Origin of the sequence: Variovorax sp. PAMC28562 (assembly GCF_014303735.1) — a bacterium.
GTDB lineage: Bacteria > Pseudomonadota > Gammaproteobacteria > Burkholderiales > Burkholderiaceae_C > Variovorax.
In genome coordinates this window covers 3,000,129-3,023,285 of the sequence record NZ_CP060296.1, presented here as the reverse complement: position 1 = coordinate 3,023,285, position 23,157 = coordinate 3,000,129, and the positions used below count along the sequence as shown (strand labels likewise).

General features: G+C 64.5%; 18 protein-coding genes. 8 read left to right on the top strand and 10 right to left on the bottom strand.

From position 1 onward, the window contains the following. Window positions 1-4: 4 nt before the first annotated feature. From H7F36_RS14255 to H7F36_RS14215, 9 genes are read right to left on the bottom strand one after another with little or no spacing between them, the layout of a single operon-like run. Window positions 5-2,110 (bottom strand): molybdopterin-dependent oxidoreductase, encoded by a 2,106-nt coding sequence (locus H7F36_RS14255; RefSeq protein WP_187051441.1) that lies wholly within the window; start codon window positions 2,108-2,110, stop codon window positions 5-7. Then, window positions 2,107-3,237, bottom strand: coding sequence for an iron-containing alcohol dehydrogenase (locus H7F36_RS14250; RefSeq protein WP_187051440.1), 1,131 nt, complete (start codon window positions 3,235-3,237; stop codon window positions 2,107-2,109). The genes H7F36_RS14255 and H7F36_RS14250 overlap by 4 nt, the downstream gene beginning before the upstream one ends. Before the next feature lie 12 nt (window positions 3,238-3,249). Then, window positions 3,250-4,491, bottom strand: a complete 1,242-nt coding sequence (locus H7F36_RS14245) for a Zn-dependent hydrolase (protein ID WP_187051439.1) — start codon at window positions 4,489-4,491, stop codon at window positions 3,250-3,252. A 30-nt stretch (window positions 4,492-4,521) separates the two neighbouring features. Continuing rightward, a complete protein-coding gene (locus H7F36_RS14240; RefSeq protein ID WP_187051438.1) occupies window positions 4,522-6,207 on the bottom strand; it encodes an ABC transporter ATP-binding protein in 1,686 nt (561 codons plus the stop codon). Beyond that, window positions 6,204-7,046, bottom strand: a complete 843-nt coding sequence (locus H7F36_RS14235; RefSeq protein ID WP_187051437.1) for an ABC transporter permease — start codon at window positions 7,044-7,046, stop codon at window positions 6,204-6,206. The genes H7F36_RS14240 and H7F36_RS14235 overlap by 4 nt, the downstream gene beginning before the upstream one ends. Next, window positions 7,043-8,020 carry an ABC transporter permease gene (locus tag H7F36_RS14230; protein WP_187051436.1) on the bottom strand — a complete coding sequence of 326 codons (978 nt, stop codon included), beginning with the start codon at window positions 8,018-8,020 and terminating at the stop codon, window positions 7,043-7,045. The genes H7F36_RS14235 and H7F36_RS14230 overlap by 4 nt, the downstream gene beginning before the upstream one ends. A gap of 19 nt (window positions 8,021-8,039) precedes the next feature. Beyond that, window positions 8,040-9,632 carry an ABC transporter substrate-binding protein gene (locus H7F36_RS14225; RefSeq protein ID WP_187051435.1) on the bottom strand — a complete coding sequence of 531 codons (1,593 nt, stop codon included), beginning with the start codon at window positions 9,630-9,632 and terminating at the stop codon, window positions 8,040-8,042. Next, the gene (locus H7F36_RS14220) at window positions 9,629-10,645 is read right to left on the bottom strand and encodes a fatty acid desaturase (RefSeq protein ID WP_187051434.1); all 1,017 of its coding nucleotides are present in this window, start codon (window positions 10,643-10,645) and stop codon (window positions 9,629-9,631) included. The genes H7F36_RS14225 and H7F36_RS14220 overlap by 4 nt, the downstream gene beginning before the upstream one ends. Next, entirely contained in the window at window positions 10,642-11,685 is a 1,044-nt protein-coding gene (locus H7F36_RS14215; RefSeq protein ID WP_187051433.1) for an alpha/beta fold hydrolase, read from the bottom strand. Before H7F36_RS14215 ends, H7F36_RS14220 begins: the two co-directional genes overlap by 4 nt. Before the next feature lie 236 nt (window positions 11,686-11,921). Here H7F36_RS14215 and H7F36_RS14210 point away from each other — a divergent pair, with 236 nt between their 5' ends. After that, window positions 11,922-12,518, top strand: coding sequence for a TetR/AcrR family transcriptional regulator (locus tag H7F36_RS14210; protein ID WP_187051432.1), 597 nt, complete (start codon window positions 11,922-11,924; stop codon window positions 12,516-12,518). A gap of 12 nt (window positions 12,519-12,530) precedes the next feature. Here the strand turns inward: H7F36_RS14210 and H7F36_RS14205 are convergent, their stop codons facing one another. Further along, on the bottom strand, window positions 12,531-13,919 hold the full coding sequence (locus H7F36_RS14205) for an aspartate aminotransferase family protein (protein WP_187051431.1): 1,389 nt from the start codon (window positions 13,917-13,919) through the stop codon (window positions 12,531-12,533). A 105-nt stretch (window positions 13,920-14,024) separates the two neighbouring features. Here H7F36_RS14205 and H7F36_RS14200 point away from each other — a divergent pair, with 105 nt between their 5' ends. The 7 genes from H7F36_RS14200 to H7F36_RS14170 all read left to right on the top strand — a co-directional run bounded on the left by H7F36_RS14200 (window position 14,025) and on the right by H7F36_RS14170 (window position 23,151). Further along, complete coding sequence (locus H7F36_RS14200) at window positions 14,025-14,996, top strand: LysR family transcriptional regulator (protein ID WP_187051430.1); 972 nt, start codon at window positions 14,025-14,027, stop codon at window positions 14,994-14,996. Between the two features lie 45 nt (window positions 14,997-15,041). After that, window positions 15,042-15,614 (top strand): hypothetical protein, encoded by a 573-nt coding sequence (locus tag H7F36_RS14195; RefSeq protein ID WP_187051429.1) that lies wholly within the window; start codon window positions 15,042-15,044, stop codon window positions 15,612-15,614. 21 nt (window positions 15,615-15,635) lie between these two features. Beyond that, window positions 15,636-16,226, top strand: a complete 591-nt coding sequence (locus tag H7F36_RS14190) for a hypothetical protein (protein WP_187051428.1) — start codon at window positions 15,636-15,638, stop codon at window positions 16,224-16,226. After that, window positions 16,202-17,167: a hypothetical protein gene (locus H7F36_RS14185; RefSeq protein ID WP_187051427.1), complete on the top strand. Its 966-nt coding sequence runs from the start codon at window positions 16,202-16,204 to the stop codon at window positions 17,165-17,167. Before H7F36_RS14190 ends, H7F36_RS14185 begins: the two co-directional genes overlap by 25 nt. Window positions 17,168-17,409: 242 nt before the next feature. Further along, a complete protein-coding gene (locus tag H7F36_RS14180; RefSeq protein WP_187051426.1) occupies window positions 17,410-17,808 on the top strand; it encodes a GNAT family N-acetyltransferase in 399 nt (132 codons plus the stop codon). Between the two features lie 381 nt (window positions 17,809-18,189). Beyond that, on the top strand, window positions 18,190-19,866 hold the full coding sequence (locus tag H7F36_RS14175) for a ShlB/FhaC/HecB family hemolysin secretion/activation protein (protein WP_187051425.1): 1,677 nt from the start codon (window positions 18,190-18,192) through the stop codon (window positions 19,864-19,866). 15 nt (window positions 19,867-19,881) lie between these two features. After that, entirely contained in the window at window positions 19,882-23,151 is a 3,270-nt protein-coding gene (locus tag H7F36_RS14170; RefSeq protein WP_187051424.1) for a filamentous hemagglutinin N-terminal domain-containing protein, read from the top strand. Window positions 23,152-23,157 lie beyond the last annotated feature (6 nt).

Genomic DNA, 23,157 nt, shown 5'->3' with positions numbered 1-23,157 from the left:
GTCGCTAGTGGAAATGCAGTGCTATCTCCACCGCAGTGTCGTAATAGGTAGCGCCGCGGCCGATATCGGTCAGCCCGTCGGAGGTCACGGCGTTCGAGTTTTCCCCGTCCGCCGACTCTTTCTGCCACCAGATCGAAGGTGCCACAAGAACACCGGGGCGCACTTTGGTGTTGACTCGCGCATTCACGGTGAAGGCGCCACGCTGGTTGAAAACTCGCACACGGGCGCCATCCGAAATTCCTCGTGCGGCAGCATCGTCCGCATGGATCTCCACCCACGGATCACCCACCTCTTTCACCAGCGACTTGATCGACGAGAAGCTTGAATTCAAATAATGCCGCGCAGGCGGTGTCAGCAACATCAACGGAAATTGCTTTGCAAGCTCGGGGTTTCCCAATGACGACTCTCGCGGCGGAATGAACTCCGGCACGGCGCTCCATCCCTGTTTCGCCGCGGAGGCACTCTCGAACTCGCACTTGCCCGAAGGCGTCGGGAAGTTGCCGTTGGCAAACGGCGCATAGCGCTCCGCCACGTCCAGCCGCTGCCAGCCATTGCGCTTCAGCGCATCGAAATCCAGCGTCGCATTGACGGGCGCTGTCATGTCGTGAGCCTGTCGCGCGACCTCTTCATCGCTTTGCTTGAAGCAGTCGTCGTCGTAGCCCATGCGCACGGCCAGCCGACGAAACAGCTCGGCATTGGAGCAGGCCTCGCCCAGCGGCACGATAGCCTGCTGGTTGAGCATGGTGTAGAGCGTGCCGTAAGGCCGATGCACATCGAACTGCTCCAGCTGCGTGGTGGCGGGCAGCACGATGTCGGCGTAGTCGCAGGTGTCGGTCAAAAAGATCTCGTGCACCACCGTGAACAGGTCGGGCCGCAGGAAGCCCTGGCGCAGCAGCATGTTGTTGGGCGCGACCGCCATCGGGTTCGAGGCGTAGACGAACATTGCCTGGATCGGAGGGTCATTCAACTCGTTGAGGGCGCGGCCTATCTGCGCCATGTTGACGCTGCGTGGCGGATGCGCCGGGTCGGGCAGCAGGTGCCGACCATCGAGCGCGGCCAGGTCGACCGCGTGCGACCCGGCGTTGTCCAGCAGCACGCCGCCGGCCGCTTCGCGCCATGCGCCCGTGAGCGCCGGCAGGCAGGCGATGGCCCGCACCGCGTTGCCGCCGCCGGCATGGCGTTGCAGGCCGAAATTGACGCGGATGGCGCTGGCCCGCTCGGCGCCGTATTGGTACGCCAGCTGTTCGATGTCATCGGCACTCAGGCCGGTGATGCCAGCAACGACCTCGGGCGTGAACGTGGCGGCACGTTGTGCCAGCGCCTCGAAGCCGAGCGTGTGGTTGTCCACGTAGTCGCGGTCGAGCAGTCCGTCGCGGATCAGCACATGCATGATCCCGAATGCCAGCGCGCCATCGGTGCCGGGCAGCGGCGCGAGGTGCCAGTCTGCCTTCTCAGCCGACTGCGAGCGGTACGGGTCGATCGCGATCACGCGCGCGCCGTTGCGGCGCGCTTCGGCAATGCGCGTCCACAAGTGCAGGTTCGAGGTGATCGGGTTGGTGCCCCACAAAATGATCAGCCGCGACTCCGCGAAGTGCGTGATGTCGGTACCGATCTGCGCACCGATCACGGTGTTGTAGCCCATGCGGCCGGCCGTCGCGCACAGCACGCGTTCGGGCTGCGAGGCACCCAGCTTGTGGAAGAAACGCCGCGGCATGCCGAAGTTATGCACCAGCCCGAGCGTGCCCGAATACGCGTACGGCATGACGCCCTGCGCGTCGACTGCGGCGATCGCTTTCAGCTTTGCCGAAACGATGTCGAGCGCCTCGTCCCAGCCGATGCGCTCGAAGCTGCCCTGCCCCGGCCCCTTGCCGCCGACGCGGCGCATCGGGTACAGCACGCGGTCGGGGCTGTAGGTGCGCTCGAGGTAGCGCGAGACCTTGGTGCACAGCACGCCTTGCGTGGTCGGGTGATCCGGGTCGCCCCGCACCTTGGTCGCAACGCCATCCTTCACCGTGATCAGCATGGCGCAGGTGTCCGGGCAATCGTGCGGACAGGTGCCATGGACGATGCGTTCGGCAACGGGGTCGGCAGCCGCGATGTCGGTGCTCATTGGTAGGCTTCCGTGAACAGGACCGCCAGGTTCTCGCGCGTCAGCGGACGCGGGTTGGTCGGTGTCGAATGGTCGGCCAGCGCACCGTCGACGATGCGTTCGAGCACATCGGCCGGCACGCCCATGGCGCGCAAGCTCGTCGGCAGTCCGAGTCGCAGGTTGAGCGCCTGCACCGCATCGGCCAGATCGACACCTTCTTCAAGCCCGAAGGCCGTGCGCAACCGTGCGTACTTGTCGCCTACGTGGTCCACGTTGAAGCGCAACACGGCCGGCAGGAGGACCGCATTGACTGTGCCGTGGTGCAGCGACGGCGAGGTCAGCGCGCCCAGCGGATGCGCCAGCGCATGCACCGCGCCCAGACCTTTCTGAAAGGCCAGGCCGCCCTGGATGCCGGCCATCATCATTTCCCAGCGTGCCTGCCGGTCATCGGGGTGTGTCACGGCTCGTTCGATCCATCGCCACGCGCGCGCCGCGCCGTCGAGCGCGATGGCCTCGGCAGGCGGATTGATGCGGGGCGAAAGAAAAGTCTCGATGCAGTGCGTGAAGGCGTCCATGCCGGTGCCCGCCGTCAGCGCAGCCGGCATGCCGAGCGTCAGGTCCGGATCGCACAGCGCGCGCCGGGGCAACAGATGCGGGCTGACGAACACCAGCTTGCGTCCGTCGCGAAGACGGATCAGCGCACCTCGGCCGACCTCGCTGCCTGTGCCTGCCGTCGTTGGAACTGCAACGATCGGTGCAGCTTGCGCGCCGATCAGCGGCATCGCCGCCATGCCGGCATAACGCGCGAACGGCCCTTCGTGCGTTGCCATCAATGCCACGCCCTTGGCCAGGTCGATCGGCGAGCCGCCGCCGATGGCGACCAACCCGTCGCAGCGCTGCGCGCGGTACTGCACGGTAGCCGCTTCCACCGCCTCTTCGGTGGGATTGGGCGGCGTTCCGGTGAACACCGAGACGCCATCTGGCGACGGCAGCAGCGCAAGGATGCGCGCGACGATGCCGGTCTGCACGATGCCCGCATCGGTGACCAGCATGGGTCGACTGATGCCGAGTTCAGCGAGCACGCCGGGCAGCAGCGCAACCGCGCCGGCCTCGAACTCGATGTGCGTCAGATAGTGAATGGCGGCCATGGGTCGTGCGGCTCAGGCAGCCGCGTGCAGCATGGCGTCGAGCAGCACGTTGCAACCGGCAGTCAGGTGCTCGGGCTTGGCGTCCTCGATCTCGTTGTGCGAGATGCCGTCCTTGCACGGCACGAAGATCATCGCCACCGGCAGCTGGCTGGCGACGTACACCGCGTCGTGGCCGGCGCCGCTCACTACGTCCATGCAGCTGTAACCGCGCGTCTGCGCGCCCTGGCGCACGCCTTCGACCAGATGCGGTGCGAAGGCGGTCGGCGGGAAGTACACGACCTGTTCGATGTCGACCTGGGTCCGGGTCGCGGCAGCCACTTCGGCACAGGCTGCGCGGATCTCGGCGTCCATCTTCGACAGCGTTTCGTCGTCGATGTTGCGCAGGTCGGCAGTGAACTTCACACGGCCCGGGATCACATTGCGCGAGCTCGGGAACACGTCGACCGTGCCGACCGTGCCGCGACCGTGCGGCGCGTGGCGCAGCGCGACGGCGACGGTCTCCTGCATCAGCCGGGTAGCGGCCTGCAGCGCGTCGCGGCGCAACGCCATCGGCGTCGGGCCGGCGTGCGCCTCCTGGCCGGTCACCGTGATGTCGTACCAGCGCTGGCCGAGCGCACCGGTCACGGCGCCGATCACGATGTCGGCGTCTTCCAGCACCGGGCCCTGTTCGATGTGCGCTTCGAAATACGCCGCGAAGAGCGGTGCGCCGGCCGAGACGGCGGCTGCCGTGTCGCCTGCGTAGCCGATGGCCTTGAGCGCGGTCTCGACGCTGATGCCCTCGCGGTCGACCGCAGCCAGCGCGGTGGCGAGCGTGAAGGCGCCAGCATACACGCCCGAGCCCATCATCACGGGCACGAAGCGCGAGCCTTCCTCGTTGGTCCAGATCGCCATCTCGAGCGGTAGGCGCGTCTGGATGTCGTGGTCGTTCAGCGTGCGGAACACTTCCAGCACCGCCAGCACACCGTAGTTGCCGTCGAACTTGCCGCCGGTCGGCTGCGTGTCGATGTGACTGCCCGAGGCCACCGCCGGTGCGTCGTTCGCGCGACCCAAGCGGCGCGCGAAGATGTTGCCGATCTGGTCGATGCGAATGGTGCAGCCGGCCTCGCGAGCCCAGCCGATGACCTTGTCGCGGCCTTGCCTGTCCAGGTCGGTGAGGGCCAGGCGGCAGACACCACCGGCCGGTGTGGCGCCAATGGCGGCCAGTTCCATCAGGCTGGCCCAGAGGCGGTCGCCGTTGATCGATAGCGTGCTCATGCGGTTCAGTTCCTTGTACGTGATGGCCGTTCAGGCGGCCTGGGAGAGAAGCGCAGCGCCAGGCGCCTGCGTCGGGTTCCACTGCTGGCCCGGCACCGCGGCGATCAGGCGCTGCGTGTAGGCGTGCTGCGGGTCGTCGAAGATCTGCTGCGGGCTGCCGCGCTCGACGATACGGCCGCGGTGCATCACCAGCACCGTGTCGCAGACCTGTGCCGCCACGCGCAGGTCGTGCGTGATGAAGACCAGCGCGATCTGCAGCTTTTGCTGCAGCTGATGCAGCAACGCCAGCACCTGCGCCTGAACCGACACGTCGAGGGCAGAAACCGATTCGTCCGCCACCAGCACCTGCGGGTCGAGCGCCAGCGCGCGTGCGATGCCGATGCGCTGCCGCTGGCCACCGGAAAACTCGTTCGGATAGCGATCGAACGATGAGTCTTCCAGCCCCACCAGTGTCAGCAGTTCGCGCGCCCGGGCCTCGGCCTGGGCCCTCGTCTTGCCGCTCGCGACCGGGCCGTCGCTGACGATGCGGCCCACCGTCTGGCGCGGATTGAGCGAGGCGAACGGGTCCTGAAAAATCATCTGGATGTCCTTGCGCAGCGGGCGAAAGGCGTGCGCCGACAGCGCGGCGATGTCGCGGCCGTTGAACAGCATTTGCCCACCGTCGACCGACACCAGCTTCAACAGGCACTTGCCGATGGTCGACTTGCCCGAGCCCGATTCGCCGACGATGCCGAGCGTCTCGCCACGGCGCACGGTGAAGCTGACATCGTCGACAGCCTGCACCACGCGCCTGGTGGCAAACCAGCCGCCGCCGGTGGCGTAAGTCTTCTTCAGGTTGCGCACGTCGAGCACCGGCGCGCTGTCGGCCACCGCGTCGCGCAGGTCGATGCGCCGACGCGGCACGGCCGCAATCAGACGCTGCGTGTAGGGATGCTGCGGCGCGTTGAGCACCTGCGTCGCCGTGCCGACCTCGACCAGCACGCCTTTCTCCATCACCGCCACGCGATCGGCGATCTCGGCGACCACACCGAAGTCGTGGGTGATGAACATCACGCCCATCCCGCTGGCGCTGCCATCGCTGCCGCCTCGCTTGCTGCGCTGGATCGACTGGATCAGCGCGAGGATCTGCGCCTGTGTGGTCACATCCAGCGCGGTGGTCGGTTCGTCGGCGATCAGCACGGCGGGCTCGAGCGCCAGCGCCATCGCGATCATCACGCGCTGACGCTGGCCACCGGACAGGCGAAACGGGTACGAATGCCGGATCACGTCGGGATCTGGCAGGCCGACGAAGGCGATCAGCTCGCGCACGCGCTTCGCAACTTGCGCTGTATCGCGCACGCCATGCACCTCGAGCACTTCGGCAATTTGATCGCCCACGCGCATCACCGGGTTCAGCGCCGACAACGGCTCCTGGAAGATCATGCCGATGGCGCTGCCGCGCAGTTTGCGCAGTGCGGTTTCCGGCAGGCGCAGCAGATCCTGGCCCTGAAACAGGATGCGGCCGGCCGAAGGCTGCATGTACGACGGCAGCAGGCCCATCACGGCATTGGCGCTCATCGACTTGCCCGAGCCGGACTCGCCCACCACGCACAGGATCTCACCCGCATGCAGCGTGAGATGGATGTCCTGCACGGCGAAGGCGCGGTCGCCGCCGCCCGGGATCGGGATCGACAGGCCCTCTATCTGCAACAAGGGCGTGGCTGGACTGCCGCTCATCGCTCGCCCCGGTTGCGCAGATGCGGGTTCAGCGCATCGTTCAAACCTTCACCGATCAGGTTGACGGCCAGCACCGTCAACAGGATCGCCAGCCCCGGCAGAAAGCTCATCCACCAGGCCTCGCGAATCATGGTGCGGGCGGCACCGATCATGAAGCCCCAGCTCATCAGGTTGCGGTCACCCAGGCCGAGAAAGGACAGCGCCGATTCGGTCAGGATGGCGGTCGCGATCATCAACGAGGCCGTCACGATGATGGGCGACATGGTGTTGGGCAGGATCTGCGTGAAGATGATGCGCGGCGCGCTCTGGCCGATGACCACGGCTGCCTGCACGAACTCGCGTGAGCGCAGCGACAAGAACTCGCCGCGCACCAGCCGCGCCACCGGCGGCCACGACACCACGGCGATGGCGGTGATGATCGACGTCAGGCTGGGCTGGAAGATAGCGACCAGCACCACCGCCATCGCCAGCGTCGGGATGGTCTGGAAGAACTCGGTCAGGCGCATCAGGACGTCGTCGATGCGGCCGCCGTAGTAGCCGGCGACGGCCCCGATCGAGATACCGATGAAGGTCGCCACCGCCGTACTGACCAAGCCGACCAGCAACGACACGCGCGCGCCATAGGCCAGCCCGGAGGCGATGTCGCGGCCCAGCATGTCGGTGCCGAGCGGATAGGCCCCATCGGTCAACGGGTCGAGCAAAGGATCGCCGACTGCGTTCCAGGGGCTGTCGGGGAACACCAGGCCGGCGAACAGCGCCACCAGAATCACCACGCCGACGATGACGAGGCCGACCACGGCGCCCTTGTTGCGCGCAAAGCGTCTGAAGAAATGATTCATGAGCTGGCCTCGATGCGCGGGTCGATGAAGCGGTAGAACACGTCGGTCAGCAGGTTCACCAGCACCACCAGCACGGAGGTCACCAGGAACACGCCGAGCAACACCGGATAGTCGCGCTGGATCAACGCGTCGAACATCAGGCGGCCGATGCCGGGCCAGGCGAACACGGTCTCTGTCAGCACCGCGCCACCGAGAATCTGGCCGGCCTGGATGCCGGCGAAGGTGAAGACCGGCAGCATTGCGTTGCGCAACACGTGGCGGCGCGTGATCTGCCCGGCTGGCACGCCTTTGGCGCGCGCCGTCTTGACGAAATCGAGCGAGCCGACTTCGAGCATGGAGGCACGCGTCAGGCGCGTGTAGATGGCAGTGAAAAACAGGCCGAGCGTCACGACCGGCAACACCATGTGCTGCATCACGTCCCATATGCGTGCTGTACCGGTGAGGCCGCCGCCGATGGTCTCCATGCCGAACGGCGGCAACCAGTCGAGGCGAATGGAGAACACCAGCATCGCCATCAGCGAGACCCAGAACAGCGGCGTGGCATAGAACAGCAACGCGCCCGACATGATGAGCGAATCGGCCAACTTGCCGCGCCGCACCGCCGCCATCACGCCGAGCAGGATGCCCAGCAACAACGAAAAAACGAAGGCCGATGCGCTCAACAGCAGCGTGGCCGGCAACCGGTCGAGGATGAGCTCGCTCACCGGCAGGTTGTTGCGGTAAGAGAAGCCCATGTTGAAGGTCAACACGCCCTTGACGTACAGCCACAGCTGCACGTACAGAGGCTGATCGAGCCCGAACTGCTGGCGCAACTGCGCCAGGAACTGCGCGTCGCCAGCGCCCGATTCGCCGGCGATGACGGTCGCCGGATCGCCCGGCGCCAGGTGGATCAGCAGGAAGTTGAACACCACCACGCCCAGCACCACGAACGCCGCCTTCAGCAGCCGCTTGAAAAGAAACTCGAGCGAGTTCATTCCGACCTGCAGGCGAGCGTTACTTCGAAATCCAGACGTTGTCGAGCGACTCGTTCAGGCCGATGCCGGTCGTCACCAGGTTGTGCACCTTGTTGCGGTAGAGCGTGGCGTACTGCATTTCGATCAGGTAGCCCACCGCCACGTCGTCGACCAGGATGCGTTGCGCTTCCGAGTACATGCGCTGGCGGGCGTCGGCACTCTTGAGCAGGGGCGCAGCGCCCAACAGGCGGTCGACTTCGGGGTTGTTGTAGCCGTGGTTGTTGCCGAACGGCGTGCCCTTGATGATGTTGGTGCTGACGTAGTTGCGCGTCACGCCGATGGCCGGGTCGGCGTACTGGTAGAGAAAGTTCATCGTCAGGTCGAAGTCGAAGTCCGACACCTTCTTCGACCAACCGGCCGGGTCGGTCGCCTCGATGCTGACCTTGAAGCCGAGCTGCTCCAGTTGCTGCTTGGTGTATTCACCCAGCCGGTCCCAGACCGAGCCGTAGGGAATGGGCAGCACCTTGATGGTGTAGTCGCCCGGCTTCACGCCCGCGTCGGCCAGCATCTTCTTGGCCTTGGCCATGTCGTAGTTGTAGCTCGGGACGTTCTTGTCGTAGTAGAGCGTGGTCGACGCGATCGGACCGGTCGCGACCTTGCCGACGTTGAAGAAGATGTTCTTCAGAACGAAGTTGCGGTCCATTGCATACATGATGGCCTGGCGCACTTCCTTCTTGTCGAACGGCGGCTTGCGCAGGTTCATCTGCAGCCACAGGTTGGGCGAGAACATTTCCCAGCCGGCGGTGGTCACACCGACATCGGGCAGCTTCTGCAAGCGCCGCACTTCGAAGTTTTCGACGTCGCCGCCACGCAGCACGTCGACCGTGCCGCGCTCGAAGGCCACCGCACGCGAGGCCGCGTCGGGGATCACGCGCAGGTAGATCTCGTCGAGGTAAGGCAGGCCGGGCTTGTAGTAGTCGGGGTTCTTGACCAGGTGGATGTACGAGCCGCGCTTCCACTCCTTCAGCTTGAAGGGGCCGGTGCCGATGGGCGTGTTGTTGGCCGGGTTGGTGCGGTAGTCGGTGCCGTCGTAGATGTGCTTGGGCACGATCGGCATGGTCGACACCTCGAAGGCATAGATGAAGGGGTTGAACGGTTCCTTGAGCCTGAACACCACCTTGTCGTCGCCATCGGCCTTGACCGACTCGACGCGCTGGTTCATCAGCGCGCGCAGGCGCGGGTGCGTCTCACGCAGGAACTTGTCGGCGGAGAACACCACGTCGGCGGAGCTGAAAGGCTTGCCGTCGTGCCACTTGACATTCTTCTGCAGCACGAAGGTGTAGGTCAAATTGTCAGGCGAGATGGTCCACGAGGTGGCGAGCGAAGGCAGCGGTTTCAGGTCGGGCCCGTACGTCAGCAACGATTGGTAGATCTTGCTGGCCGCGAATTGCGTCGGGCCGAGTTGGTTGAGGCCCAGCATCAGCGACGGCGGTTCGGGCTGCACCAGCATGTTGAGCGTTCCGCCCGACACCGGCTTGTCTTGCGCCAGGGCCACCCCCGGCAGCTGCGTGAGAAAGATGCTTGCGCCGGCAAGGAGCAGCCGCACGAGCAGGCCTCTTTTGTGTGCATTCATGGAAGTTTTCTTTCGGGGGTTGATGGAGACGAGGCGGGAAGCGAACGGAGATGGCGCAGCACGTCGACAGTGGCCGCAGGGTAGCCATCGACAGTGTGGGTGATATGCACGGCCAGCAGCGCATTGAGCCGTGGCAACGCATGAAAAGGCACGGCGGGGTAGGCGTGGTGCTCGACATGGAACGGCATGTTCCAGGCAAAGAAATGCACGACGCGGTTGGTGTACGTGGTGCGCGTGTTCTCCAGCATGTCGGGCGAATGCGCGCAGCCGGTGTGCTCGGCCAGCAGGTAGGGGCGCAGGAACAACTGGCCGACCGCCAACGGAACGACCCAAAGCCAGAGCGCGGCCAGCGATCCGGCCGCCAGAGAGATGGCAATCACCACGGCGTAGCCTGCGAGGTAGCAACGCGCCTCGCGCACGATCAGCGCTCGCTTGTCCTCGGGCACCCACGGCACGTTGACCTTGCCCAACACGCCATGGACGAATAGCAGCCGGGCCCGGCCGATCCATATCGGCATGCCGGTCCACAGCCATGCGATGCCCATCCACGTGTGCGGCAACGGCGACGCGAGTTCGGGGTCCAGCGCCGGGTCCTGCGTGTGACGGTGGTGCACCCAGTGGTAGGCGCGGTAGTACTCGTAAGGCAGGAAGATCGCGAAGCCGGCAAGGTGACCGAGCAGGTAGTTGCCGGTGCGTGTCTTGAAAGCAGTCTGATGCGCGGTTTCATGCACCGCCGTGAACAGGAAGGCGATGAAGTAGCCCTGCAGCAGCATGAGCGGGACGGCCCACACGGTGCCGAGCGCATGCCACAGCGCGAAGCCACCGAGCGCGATGGCACCCAGGTGGCCGGCGGCGCGGCGCACGGCGGCAGCGTCGGAGCGCACGGCCAGCGCCTTCAGGTCTTTCGCGCCGACGCGGAAAGTGGCGGGCTTGCGAGCGGTGCGAGGTTCGGCGGTGTTCGTGGCCTGGTCGGGAACGGCGGTGTCGAGATCGATGTGGATGGAAGAGGTCATGTCGCAAGCAGCGTCTTGACGCGGGTTTCGATGAAAGCCCGGTCCTCCGGCTGGTTCACCGGGTTGCCCGCGCGATGGCCCCACACCGACGGAATCGGTGCGAGCTCGGCATTGCGCAGGTGCGCCATCTCGGCTCGGTTGTCGTCGACCTGGAAGTAGAGGTCGTGGTCGCCCGGCATCAGCAGCACGCGGGCGCGGATGGCGCCGAGCGCCTTCTTCAAATCGCCGCCATACAGGTCGTTGGCGCTGATGTCGCCGCTTTGCCAGGTGCGGAACTGCGCCAGCAGATCGGCCGGGTCGCGACGCGCGAAGGTGGTCTCCCATGAAGTCACCAGATAGTCTTCGAGCGACGAGGCGCCCAGCCCGCGCCACATCTCTTCGCGGTAGAAGGTCTGCGACAGTGCCCAGCCGGCGTAGACCCGGCCCATGGCGCGAAAGCCGCGCACCGGCCGCTCGGTGAACACGCCGTCTCGGTAGGCCGGGTCGGCCATCAACGCGTGCATCGCGCCTTCGATAAACACCTTGTTGTGCGGTGCGCAGCGGGCCGATCCGCAGACCACCGCAATGCGCTCGACCGCGTCCGGGAACAACGCCGCCCAGTGGTAAGCCTGCATCGCGCCCATCGACCAGCCGTACACCAGCGCGACCTTGTCGATGCCCCAGAGTTCGGCGAGCATGCGGCGCTGCACGTGCACCGCGTCGAAGTACGTCACATCGGGATAGCGCGTGCCGACGTCCGGCCAAGGCGTGTTCGATGGCGAGCTCGACAGGCCGTTGCCGAACAGGTTGGGAATGACGATGAAGTATTTCGACGGATCGAGCGCGCCGCCCTCGCTCACCATGAACTGCGTGTCGTGATGCTGCGCGCTGTACGACGTCGGGTAGACGATCACGTTCGAGCGGTCGGCATTCAGCGTCCCGAAGGTCTTGTAGACGATCGACATGTTGCGAAAGGTGCGGCCGGACTGCAGCACGACGTTGCCGGCCTGAAAGACTTCGCTGTCACTCCCGACAGCTGCCGATGCAAAGTCTTGTTTCATATTTATCCGGTTGGTTTGGCCGACTCGCCCCTCGAACAGATCGCATTAACTATACGCGTCGTACAGTAACTAGCAATGCAACAAACATGCCGGATTTAGGTGGACTTTGAATGCCGTCGCGAGCGCTTTTGGTGCGCTCCCGGCTGGCATCGACGACGACGCAGCCGATAACATGGGTCGGTATTCCAGGCGCTGCATGACCGGCGCTGCATCCACCGACGCTTCAGGACGCCCGCATGCCCCATCCCCTTGCCAAGCCTCGCGGTCGACCCCGTTCTGAACTCGCCGCCACGGCGGTGCTCGAAGCTGCGTACCGGCTGTGCGCATCGGGCGGCCTGCGGGGCGCAACCATCCAGGCGATCTGCGCTGAATCCGGCGTCTCGAAGATGACCATCTACAAGTGGTGGGACGGCCGGCTGCAACTGCTCATCGATGCCTACATGCGCCAGGCAACGCTGCTACTGCCCCTGTCGGAAACAGAGCCACCGGCCAAGGCCATCAGGGCGCATGCGCAGAGTTATGTCACCGCCTTGCAGGGCGATCTGGGCCGTGTGCAAATGGCGGTGCTGGCCGAATGCATGGCGGAAAATGGGAACTCTGCAGTGTTCGTCGAACGGTATCTGAGCATCCGGCGCAAGCTGGGCGTCAGCGTGATCCGGCGCGGCCAAGCCGATGGCAGCATCTTGTCTCCGCGCTCGGCCGAGGCGCTTTACGACCAGATCTACGGCACGATCTGGTACCGCTTCCAGTTCGGCCTGAGGGCTTTGAACAAAGCCTTCGTCGACTCGCTGATCGACGCCGTCTTTGCGCACGGCGCCGAAAATCAACTTTGAAAAGACGGTCTGTCAGGCCGTCTCGGCCAGCGCATCACCCAGCGCGTTGACCATGCGGTCGATCTCCGCCGGCTCGGCGACAAACGCCGGCGCCAATTGAATCGTGTCGCCGCCGTAGCGCACGTAGAAGCCCTTTTTCCAGCACGCCATCGCCACTTCATAGGGCCGCCGCGCCGGCTCGCCTGGCAATGCCGCCAGCGTGAAGCCGGCCGCCAGGCCGTAGTTGCGGATGTCCACCACGTGCTTGCTGCCCTTCAGGCTGTGCACCGCGTTCTCGAAGTGCGGCGCGAGTGCCTGCACGCGCCCGACCATGTCTTCGGACACTAGAACGTCGAGCGCGGCGATGCCGGCAGCGCACGCCACGGGATGCGCCGAGTAGGTGTAGCCGTGCGGAAACTCGATCATGTACTCGAGCCCACCGGCGTCCATGAAGGTGTCGTAGATCTCAGTCTTGGCGATGACGGCGCCCATCGGCTGCGCGCCGTTGGTGACCTGCTTGGCGATGTTCATGATGTCCGGCACGACGCCGAAAGCCTCGGCACCGGTCATCGCACCGCAGCGGCCGAATCCGGTGATGACCTCGTCGAATATCAGCAGGATGTCGTGCGCGGTGCAGATGTCGCGCAGGCGCTGCAGGTAGCCCTGCGGCGGCACCACGACGCCGGCAGAGCCCGACATCGGCTCGACGATCACAGCGGCGATGTTCGACGCGTCGTGCAGCGTGATGAGGTCGAGCAGGCGGTCGGCCAGCTCGGCGCCTTGCGTCGGCATGCCGCGGCTGAAGGCATTGGAAGCCAGTTGCGTGTGCGGCAGGTGGTCGGCCTCGATGCCCTGTCCGAACAGCTTGCGATTGGCGCCGATGCCGCCGACCGAAATACCACCGTAGTTGACGCCGTGATAGCCCTTCTCGCGGCCGATCAGGCGTGTCTTGCTGGCCTTGCCCTTGGTGCGCCAGTAGGCACGCGCCATCTTGAGCGAGGTGTCGGCCGCGTCCGATCCCGAGTTGGTGAAGAACACGCGATCGAGGCCAGCGGGCATCAGGCCCTTGATCTTGTTCGCCAGCTCGAAAGCCAGCGGATGCCCGAACTGGAACGGCGGCGCGTAGTCGAGCTTGGCGATCTGGCGGCTCACCGCTTCGGTGATTTCCGGACGGCCGTGGCCGAGCCCGGTGCACCAAAGGCCGGACAACCCGTCGAACACCTTGCGCCCGTCGCCATCGGTGAAGTAGCAGCCCCTGGCCTCCACGATCATGCGCGGGTCGGCCTTGAAGTTGCGGTTGCCGGTGTATGGCATCCACCAGGCGTCGAGCGAGGTCGACTCGGAATGCGGCCTGCTCTCGACCGCTGCGACAGCCGCAGTCGGAGCATGTGAAATCACGGGGACGGCGGTGGATGCGGGCATTGGCAACTCCGCGCACGGCGCGGCCTCGGTGGATGGAGATGGCGCATTGTTCGGCCAGCCGTTAGTCTTGCAAATGGCCCGATATCACTGTTCACTTGGCAATTCATGAAAGTAAAGCAACCGACCGGCACTTCCGGCAAATTCCGCGCGGTGCTCGGCCAGCTGAGCGACATCGACCTGCGGCTGCTCAAGGTGTTCAAGAGCGTGGTCGAGTGCGGCGGCATGGCGGCGGCGGAGCTGGAACTCAACATCGGCACCTCGACGGTGAGCCGCCACGTCAAGGATCTTGAAACCCGGCTGGCGATGGTCCTGTGCCGACGCGGCCGGGCCGGCTTCGCGCTCACGCCCGACGGCCAGCGCGTCTACGACGAAACGCTGCGGTTGCTGGCATCGGTCGACGCCTTCCGCGACAGCATCGACGACATCCACCACCGCATGGGCGGCCAGCTCGAAGTGGCGATCTTCGACAAGACTGCGAGCAACCCGCAAGCGCACATCGGTGCGGCCATCGCGCTCTTCTCCGCCAAGGCACCGGACGTGGGTTTGAACATGCACGTCGCGAACATCAACGCCATCGAGCGCGGCATCATCGACGGGCGCTTTCACATCGGGGTCATCCCTTCGCACCGCAGCTCAGGCAGCCTGGCCTACGCGGATCTCTTCGGTGAAACGATGCTGCTGTATTGCGGCGCCGACCACGCGCTCTTCAGCGCGTCGCATGTCGGCCTCACCTGGGACAAGCTGCGCGCCCACGCTTTCGCCGGCCTGGGCTATCACTCGCCCAACATGGAACTGAGCCACCGTGCGCGGCTGCCGCGCAAGGCCACCGGCTTCGACCAGGAAGCGATCGCGACGCTCATCCTGTCAGGGCAGTACCTCGGCTTTTTGCCAGACCACTACGCGGAGGCATTCGTGCAGCGCGGGCAGATGCAGGCGGTGGCGCCGAAGCGCTTTCACTACGCGTGCCGCTTCGTGAGTCTGCTGCGACGGTCGCCGACGCCGTCCCGGGCGACGCAGCTGTTTGCGGAGTGCCTGGTGATGGCGCATGCGGGCAAGGCGCATACGGCGTTTCTGTAACGTCGCATTACACTTCCCTCCACAACGACTTTTTGGGGAGGAAAGATGCAGACATCACGTATGCATTGCTGGGCGGTCTGCGCCCTGGCAATTTTTGCGACCGGTTGCGCACAGCTGAAAGCGCCGCCATATGCCGCCGACTATGAAGCGCTCGACCGCCTGCAGGCGAGCAAACCTGGCTCCGTCGCGGTGGCCACGACGCAGCCAACAGACCCGACCCAAGCCGTCAACAGGTTATCGCTCCGAGGCTCTCCGCTTGTCTCGCCCAGCGGCACCTTCGCCAAGTATTTTGAAGACGCGCTCATACGCGACCTTAAAGAAGCTTCTGCTTTTGATACGACTTCCCGTACCCGTTTGGATGCACGCATCCTGAACAACGAAATCAGCATTGGCGGTTTCGTGACGGGCACAGGATTCATGGAGGTCGAGCTGACCGTGACGCGTGATGCGCAGCAGCGGCTTCACAAGATCTACAAGGCCAACACCACTTTTGAGTCCAGCTTCGCCGGCATCGTTGCGATCCCGGCAGGCCAAGCGGCCTATCCGGATCTCGTTCGCACGATGTTGCGCACGATCTATTCGGACCCGCTCTTCATCGCCGCCGTTGCCAAGCAATAACCCACAACAACGAAGAACATCATGTCCATCATTCGAATCGGCCGCATCGTCGCCGCACTTGCATTCGTGGCAGTCCTGGCCGGATGCGCGCACCCTATCGTCATGAACACTGACGCCGCTCCTGAACGGGTCGAGTCAAAGCTGATTCAGAAGAAAGTAGCCTACGCCATGAACGATGCGGATCGGGCCAAGCAGGTCATCACACCGGGTGGCGGAGGCGATCGTGTGAGCTACTACCCCTATCGCGATCTTGAAAAGTCGATCCGCGATGCACTGCGTTCCGTCTACCAAGACGTTGTTGTCGTCAGGACCGCGACCGATGCCAAGGCCATCGCAGACTCAGGCGCGGTTCTGGTGTTCACACCAGAAATCAAGACCACCTCCAGTTCGCCGTCGCCTTTCACATGGCCACCCACTGTCTTCTCGACCGAAATCTCGTGCCTGGTCACCGATGCCGCCGGTGTTGAAGTGACACGCTTAAAAGCAACAGGAAATGGCCTTGCCGAGTTCAGCGAATTCAAGGGCAACTTCGGTCTTTCCGCTAAGCGTGCTGCCGCGGATGTCACCGACAAGCTGGGTACTGCGATTTGGAAGAACGACAAGCTACGGTGATCGGACGGCTTTGGGTCAAATGCGTTGAAAAAATCAGCGGCGGCATCAAGGTTTTCTTTGAAAGAGACTCGAACTCTTCCTGCATCACGATCGTCGCTTCTGGAGCAATCAGCAGAGTCGATTTTTCTCAAGACCAATCGAGCGCAGCAATGCAAGATCTCCCAAGAGAATCGGTTGAAGCCGCGCACTATTGGAGCGACTATGCCGCGCGCGGCTATTTTCTAATCGTGGAAGGCGTTGGTCCAGTCCTAGCAGGAGGCAAGTCCGATGGCGACGCCCTCTTCGACATGGTACCGAGCGGTATGCAGTTTTTCGTCACGGGGGAGATCGGTTGCACGGGCGAAAGCGCAGACGGCCAATGGAAGATAACCTTGAGTCTTTGGAATTGCCGCACGCGAACCGAACAGGCAAGCGAGGACGGGAATGCGTCCAAGGAGGACCTTGGGGCCCTTGTGCTCGCACTGGAAGCGCGGCTGTTGAACAGCATTGGTTTGAAGCGCGAGCAGCCTCTGGATACTTTCTATCCGCGTCCTACGGCTGACGTCATTCCGGTGTATCTGGCGGAACTTGGCCAAGCCTTCATGCTGACGATGGTTGTCGACAACCATGCGCCGCAATCCGGGTTGTGGGGCGAACGCGCCATGCTTGACTACCCGCTCAACATGGCCCTGCGCTGGCCTGAGAGTGAAGTGCCGAAGCTCATGTATATCTCCGGTCTTGGTAAGGCATTCGACTACCGGTCGCAGGTGCTGCCTGAGTACAAGGAACGTAGTCTTCAGCTGCTCCGTGAGGTCATCCAGGCAAACAGCGTGGCCACCTCCTTGGCCCCGCTCATATGGAAAGCTTTCAGCATGACGAGTGAACTTCAGGCACACATGCAAAATCAGCCTGCTAACGCACACCCTGCGTACAAGGCATGGCTTGAGAGAGTCGCGAGTTAAGGCAACGCTGATCAAGTCCGGAGTTGGCACGCTGCCTGCATCACGCATTGCATGAAACAGCAGACTCTCGCCATGGCCGGTGACCAAAACGCGCAGTACGAACAGTACCGTCGACCTACGCACCGCGACGCGTTCCTTTCCACGATGGAACGCATCGCTCCCTGCGGGCGTCTGTGCAGCGTGATCGAGACGCACTACCCGAAACCCGGCAATGGCATTTGCGCGCGATCTTCGATGCCCACATGGATGCTTTGCATGGACACTGGGGCGTCGCACCGCCAAAGCTAGGCGACTTTGAGCGCTGGACCACCCTGCCGACTTTCCAGCCGCACCTGTGGCAAGTCGCATGGCACGTTGAGAGCGGGCGGGTGGCCGGACAGGTCAAGCCCTTTATCAATGAAGAGCAGAACCGTCGGCGCGGTGAAACTGAATTTATCAGTGTCGGCGCACCATGGCGTCGGCGTGGCTTGGCGCGCGCCCTTATCGCCAAGGCACTCCATGCACAACGCGATGCTGGCATGAGCGATTCCGTGTTGGGCGTAGACGCCGACAACGCACACGACGCCGCACGACTCTATGAAAGCTGTGGCTTTCGCGTGACCCGGCGCAACATGGTCTTGCGCAAACCTTTGGTTGGATAACAAGGCGGCCATCGGCCAGAAACAGACGTTTTTTCTGCCCTCGCAGGGCACGACGAGAAGCGGATCACGACCTCCCCAGGCTCTCTCAGCCCCATCAAATACCGGGCGACTTCCGGACACGCGTGAGAAAAGTCGCCTGCGTGAGCCACTGCACAGCTTTCACCGCCCAGAACCAAACGCTCGCATGTTACCGTTGGTAACTATTGTCCGGTGCGCTGGTTGGCGCTGAAAACGGGTTTCGCACGTTCTCCTATCGAGCAAGGAAAGACGCCGACGGCCCTCGGGCCAGGGTCGCGGCTCAAGGTTGCTCCAGCGTTGGCTCTTGTGCGACTTCAACAATCACGGCGGCCGTCGTTCACGCCGCCATCCGTAAAAGATGCGATGAATTCATGCAGTTTCCCGTTGGCGTCGCGACTGACGACGCTGGCCCTTTGCGCGCTTGTTTGTTCTGCAGTCCAAGCGGCCGACCCGGCGCCTTCCGCTTCGGTACCCAGATTCGAGATTTCGCGCTATCTGGTCGAAGGCAACACGCTGGTCTCCAGCGAGTCAATCGCTCTCGCGCTGGCGCCCCTGACCGGTGCGCAACGTGAATTCAGCGACGTGCAGCGTGCCGTGGACGCCATCGAGGGCGTGTACATCCAGGCCGGCTACACCGCCGTGAAGGTGACTGTTCCCGAGCAGGAACTCGTCGGCGGAACCGTCAGGATCAGCATCGTCGAAGCCGTGGTGACCTCGGTCACCGTCGTCGGCAACGAGCACTTCACGACTGAAAACATCCGCGCGAGCATGAAGCTGAAGACCGGCGCGCCGCCGCGCCTGGGCGAGCTCTCGGAATCGATCCAGTTGGCCAACGACAACCCGGCCAAGCAGCTCTCGGTGTCGATGGCGGAAGGCGCGTTGCCCGGCACGATCGACGCGAAGGTGTCCGTGGTCGACTACAACCCGCTGCGCATCATCGCCACGGTGGACAACACGGGCACGGCCAGCAGCGGCCGGTGGCGCACCGGCGTCGCGATCCAGCATGCCAACCTGTTTGGCCTCGACCATGTGGGCACGCTGGCCTACACGACCTCGCCCGACAGCCCGTCCGGCCAGAAACTGGGCGTGTATTCGGTGGGCTACCGGATCCCGCTGTACAACCTGGGCGACAGCCTGGACCTGGTCTACGGCCGCTCGAGCGTCAATTCGCCATCGAGCTCGCCCACGCTCGGCGGCGTGCTGGGCCTCACCGGAAAGGGCGAGACCGTCGGCATCCGCTACAACCATTTTCTCGGGCGAACCGGAGAAAGCACCGCCAAGATCGTCTTCGGCTTCGACCGCAGGAACATCGACTCGCGCTGCGACGTGAACGGCCAGCCCCTCAGCATCGCCGGCCCGACGCCGCCGGTGGCCTCGTGCGTGCCGTACACGACGACGCCGCTCAGCGTCACGTACATCTCTCAGCGCGAGGGCGTGGACCAGTCGATCAACTACAACATCGGCCTGTCGCGCAACATGGCCAGCGGCCAGCGCTTCACCAACCTGGACGGCCGTACCGACCGCTACTCGTACCTGACGCCGGGCAACCGCGACACGCGCGACGGCTTCGTGGTCGCGCACGGCGCCGTCAACTTCCTGCAAGCCTTGTCGGGCGGGTGGCAAGTGCGTCTGGCCGGCAACGCCCAGTTGACCGACACGCCGCTGGTGGCCAGCGAACAATTCGGCCTCACCGGCGCGAACGCGGTGCGGGGCTTCGACGAGCGCGCGGTGGTTGCCGACAGTGGCCTGGTGCTCAGCGCCGAGCTCTACACGCCCGAACTGAGCGCTCGACTTGGCCTGCCAGGCAACCTCCGCGGCCTGGTGTTCGTGGATGCCGGGTACGGCGCCAACCACAAGGCCGCGGGCACCTATTTGCCGGGCAGCACGAACGTGGCCAGTGCCGGCGTAGGCACGCGCTACAGCCTGAGTCGCGACTTCAGCGTCCGGCTGGACGTGGCCCGCGTGCTTGAGTCGGGCAGTTCGTTCATCGAGAAGCGCGGCGACTGGCGCACCCATTTGAGTGCGATGTTCGCGTTCTGAAAAGGAAGACAGCCAATGAATACAGAATCCTTCAAGCTCCGCTTCCTGCCGCTGGTGGTCGCGGCCATCTGTGCCGGCGGGGCCGGCGGCGCGCTGGCCCAGATCGCAGCGGGCGCACTGCCCATGGGCGGCACCGTCGTTGGCGGCCAAGCCTCCATCGTGCAGAACGGCACGACGCTCAACATCAACCAGACGACCAACCAGGCGCTGGTCAATTTCTCCACCTTCAACGTCGGCTCGGGCGCGCTGGTCGACATTCGCCAGCCGGGCGCCGCAGCAGCGCTGCTGGCGAGAGTGACCGGCGGTGACCCGTCGCAGATCTACGGGCAGATCCGGGCGAATGGCGCACTCTGGCTGATCAACCCGTCGGGCATTCTGGTGGGGCAAGGCGCGCGCATCGACGTGGGCAGCTTCATTGCCAGCACGCTGGGCGTGAGCGACACGGATTTCCTGGCCGGACGCCTCAACTTCACGTCGCCAGCAAATGGTGGCGGGGCCGGCGCAGTGCGCAACGCCGGCACCATCAACGCCGCCAGCGGCGGCAGCATCTACCTGGTCGCGCCAAAGGTGGAGAACAGCGGCATGCTGAACGCGCCCAAGGGGGAAGTGATCCTCGCGGCCGCGCAGAACGTGCAGCTGATCGACACCGGCCATCCCGGTGTCACCGTGGAACTCGCCGGCGCCAAGGGCGATGTGAAGAACCTCGGACGCATCGTTGCCGACGCCGGCCGCATCGGCCTGGCCGCGGGGCTGGTGACCAACGCAGGCACGGTCAGCGCGAGCAGCGCCGAAAGCGTGGGCGGCCGCGTGTTCCTGCGCGCCACCGACCTGAAGACAACCTCGACGTCGGACATCAGCGCCAACGGAACCTCCGGGGGCAACGTGGTCCTGTCCGCGGACAACACCAACATCGACGGGCGCGTCTCGGCCACGGGCAGCAACGGCCCCGGTGGATTTGTGGACACGTCTGGGCACCTCAGCCTGAACGTCAAGCACGCGCCGATCGTGGGCAAGGGCGGCGAATGGCTGATCGACCCGAGCAACCTGGTAGTCGTGGCCGGCGGCGGTGGGGCGGACCTGAACAACGGTGGTGTCATCACGTCGACCGAGACGGGTACGACGGTCGGGGCCGACGTGATCGCGGCGCAACTGAACCAGGGCACGAGCGTGTCGCTGGTAACCGGTGCCGGTGGCGCGGGCGTGGGCAACATCGTGGTCAGCGCCGCCATCGCCAAGACTGCGGGCGACTACGCCCGGTTGACGCTGAGGGCGCACAACGACGTCACCGTCAACGCGCCCATCACCAGCACTTCGGGCGCGCTCGACCTCGACTTGAAGAACAATTTTTTCGGCGGCACCAGCGAGGGCGGCCACGTGGCCACAGTCAACGCCAATGTGAACCTGAATGGTGGTCGCCTCGACGTCTCGCAAGGTGAGGCCCTGGGCAACGGCACGCTGAACATCACCGGCGGCACCACGACGCTGGGCGCGGGTTCGTCCATCAACGCGGCATCGGTGAATGTGCAAACGGGTGGCCGCGTGTCGATCGATTCCGAGCAGACGCTCAAGGGCGCCTGGAACAATGCCGGTCAGATTGACATTCTGAACAACGGCTCAATCAACCTGGTCAGGCTGGTCAACTCGATCGAGCCGGCCACGAGCCTCACGAACACCGGCCGCATCACCCTGTCGGGCAGCAACGGTTTCGCATTGACCGGCGCCACCGATGGGGGGAGCCTGATCAACAACGGTGACATCGTCAAAACGTCGACCGGCGCCCAGCAGATCACGGGGCTGACCAACGGCCCGACAGGCCGCCTCATCGTCGACGCCGGCAAGCTCACTCTTGACCAAAGCACCCTGGGTGGCCGCGCCACCGTGGCGCCGACCTCCTCGCTGGTGCTGAGCGACTCGAATGTGGCCGGCGGTGTCGACATCATTGGCGCGGGCGCCATGGTGTGGTCGGGCACGGTGACCCTGCTGGGCGACGTGACGCTGGGCGCGACCGCGCCGAAGTTGAGCGACGACCCCGATCGCTTTTTCACGTTCATCCGGGGCTCGGGCTACAAGCTTACGACGTACGGCCTGGTGAACGTCGTCAAGAACCTGGTGCTGGACAGTGGCGCGACCTGGGAAAACTTTGGCACGGTCAACGTCGGCCCGGCTTCGCCAAGCGTGCTGGCCTTCAACCTGAGCGCGGTCTTCAACAACAAGTCGGGCGGCGTCGTTGACGTGCGGGACGGCTCGCGCCTCGAGCTGGCAACCACGACGGTGATCAACAACGAAGCCGGCGCGTTGCTGAAAGTCGACTCTACCGGCACCAGTGCGTTCAGCGGTGGAAACCAAGGCCAGTTGCTCAACGCGGGCACGCTCGTCAAGACCGGCAGCGGCACGACGCCGGCACCGCTCACCAACCTCGCCGGCGGCGTGCTGAAGATCGAAGGCGGCTCTTTCGGCGTCGCGTTCACTCAAGCCAACGCCAACGCCGGCACCATCGAGATCGCCTCGAGCGCGACGCTGCTCAGCAACAACGGCGTGGACCTCTACAACGCAGGAACGATCCGTGGCACCGGCACGATCAACATCAACGGCGAAGGCGGCAAGCTGGTCAACAACGGCGTCGTTGCGCCTGGCGGTTCCGACCAGATCGGCACGCTGACCCTCAACGGCCAATACACGCAGGGCCCGATGGGTACGTTGAACATTCGCCTGGCCGACGCCACGTCCGACCAATTCAATGTGAACGGCGCTGTGCAACTGGCGGGCGCGGTGAATGTCTCGACCCTGCGTGGCGGCATGCCGACCAACGGCGCTGTGGCCGACTTCCTGCTCGCCAGCTCAGGCCGCACCGGCACGTTTTCGCAAGTCAACACGACACCGATAGTCACCCCGGAGACGACCGGCACGCTGTCGGTGATCTACCCCGCATCCGGAAGTACGGTGGCGCAGGTGAAGGCGACGACAGCACCGACAACGCCGGTGGTCACTACGCCGGTGGTCACGACACCGGTGACGCCAGTTGTTGAACAGCCGGTCAGCATCTGTTCGATCGCGCCTGATTCCGCGCTCTGCATCGTGCTGTCGCCGCCGTCGCCGTCAAAGCCGGTCGTGCCGGTCCTGCAGGTCATGAACGAGGTGATCAAGACCGTCGCATCGAACGCTTACGCCAACCTCGAGCCACAAACCGCCCAGGGCATTTCCACAAGCGTCGCCCAGGAAGTTGCAGCCGCAAACGACAAAACCGGCACGAAAAACGAGCCCGTCAAAAAGATGTACTGCAACTGAAGCCCT

Excerpts from the sequence above, each read along its gene's own strand:
- H7F36_RS14255 (WP_187051441.1), bottom strand. The coding sequence starts at position 2,110 with ATGAGCACCGACATCGCGGCTGCCGACCCCGTTGCCGAACGCATCGTC.
- H7F36_RS14250 (WP_187051440.1), bottom strand. The coding sequence starts at position 3,237 with ATGGCCGCCATTCACTATCTGACGCACATCGAGTTCGAGGCCGGCGCG.
- H7F36_RS14245 (WP_187051439.1), bottom strand. The coding sequence starts at position 4,491 with ATGAGCACGCTATCGATCAACGGCGACCGCCTCTGGGCCAGCCTGATG.
- H7F36_RS14240 (WP_187051438.1), bottom strand. The coding sequence starts at position 6,207 with ATGAGCGGCAGTCCAGCCACGCCCTTGTTGCAGATAGAGGGCCTGTCG.
- H7F36_RS14235 (WP_187051437.1), bottom strand. The coding sequence starts at position 7,046 with ATGAATCATTTCTTCAGACGCTTTGCGCGCAACAAGGGCGCCGTGGTC.
- H7F36_RS14230 (WP_187051436.1), bottom strand. The coding sequence starts at position 8,020 with ATGAACTCGCTCGAGTTTCTTTTCAAGCGGCTGCTGAAGGCGGCGTTC.
- H7F36_RS14225 (WP_187051435.1), bottom strand. The coding sequence starts at position 9,632 with ATGAATGCACACAAAAGAGGCCTGCTCGTGCGGCTGCTCCTTGCCGGC.
- H7F36_RS14220 (WP_187051434.1), bottom strand. The coding sequence starts at position 10,645 with ATGACCTCTTCCATCCACATCGATCTCGACACCGCCGTTCCCGACCAG.
- H7F36_RS14215 (WP_187051433.1), bottom strand. The coding sequence starts at position 11,685 with ATGAAACAAGACTTTGCATCGGCAGCTGTCGGGAGTGACAGCGAAGTC.
- H7F36_RS14210 (WP_187051432.1), top strand. The coding sequence starts at position 11,922 with ATGCCCCATCCCCTTGCCAAGCCTCGCGGTCGACCCCGTTCTGAACTC.
- H7F36_RS14205 (WP_187051431.1), bottom strand. The coding sequence starts at position 13,919 with ATGCCCGCATCCACCGCCGTCCCCGTGATTTCACATGCTCCGACTGCG.
- H7F36_RS14200 (WP_187051430.1), top strand. The coding sequence starts at position 14,025 with ATGAAAGTAAAGCAACCGACCGGCACTTCCGGCAAATTCCGCGCGGTG.
- H7F36_RS14195 (WP_187051429.1), top strand. The coding sequence starts at position 15,042 with ATGCAGACATCACGTATGCATTGCTGGGCGGTCTGCGCCCTGGCAATT.
- H7F36_RS14190 (WP_187051428.1), top strand. The coding sequence starts at position 15,636 with ATGTCCATCATTCGAATCGGCCGCATCGTCGCCGCACTTGCATTCGTG.
- H7F36_RS14180 (WP_187051426.1), top strand. The coding sequence starts at position 17,410 with ATGGATGCTTTGCATGGACACTGGGGCGTCGCACCGCCAAAGCTAGGC.
- H7F36_RS14175 (WP_187051425.1), top strand. The coding sequence starts at position 18,190 with ATGAATTCATGCAGTTTCCCGTTGGCGTCGCGACTGACGACGCTGGCC.
- H7F36_RS14170 (WP_187051424.1), top strand. The coding sequence starts at position 19,882 with ATGAATACAGAATCCTTCAAGCTCCGCTTCCTGCCGCTGGTGGTCGCG.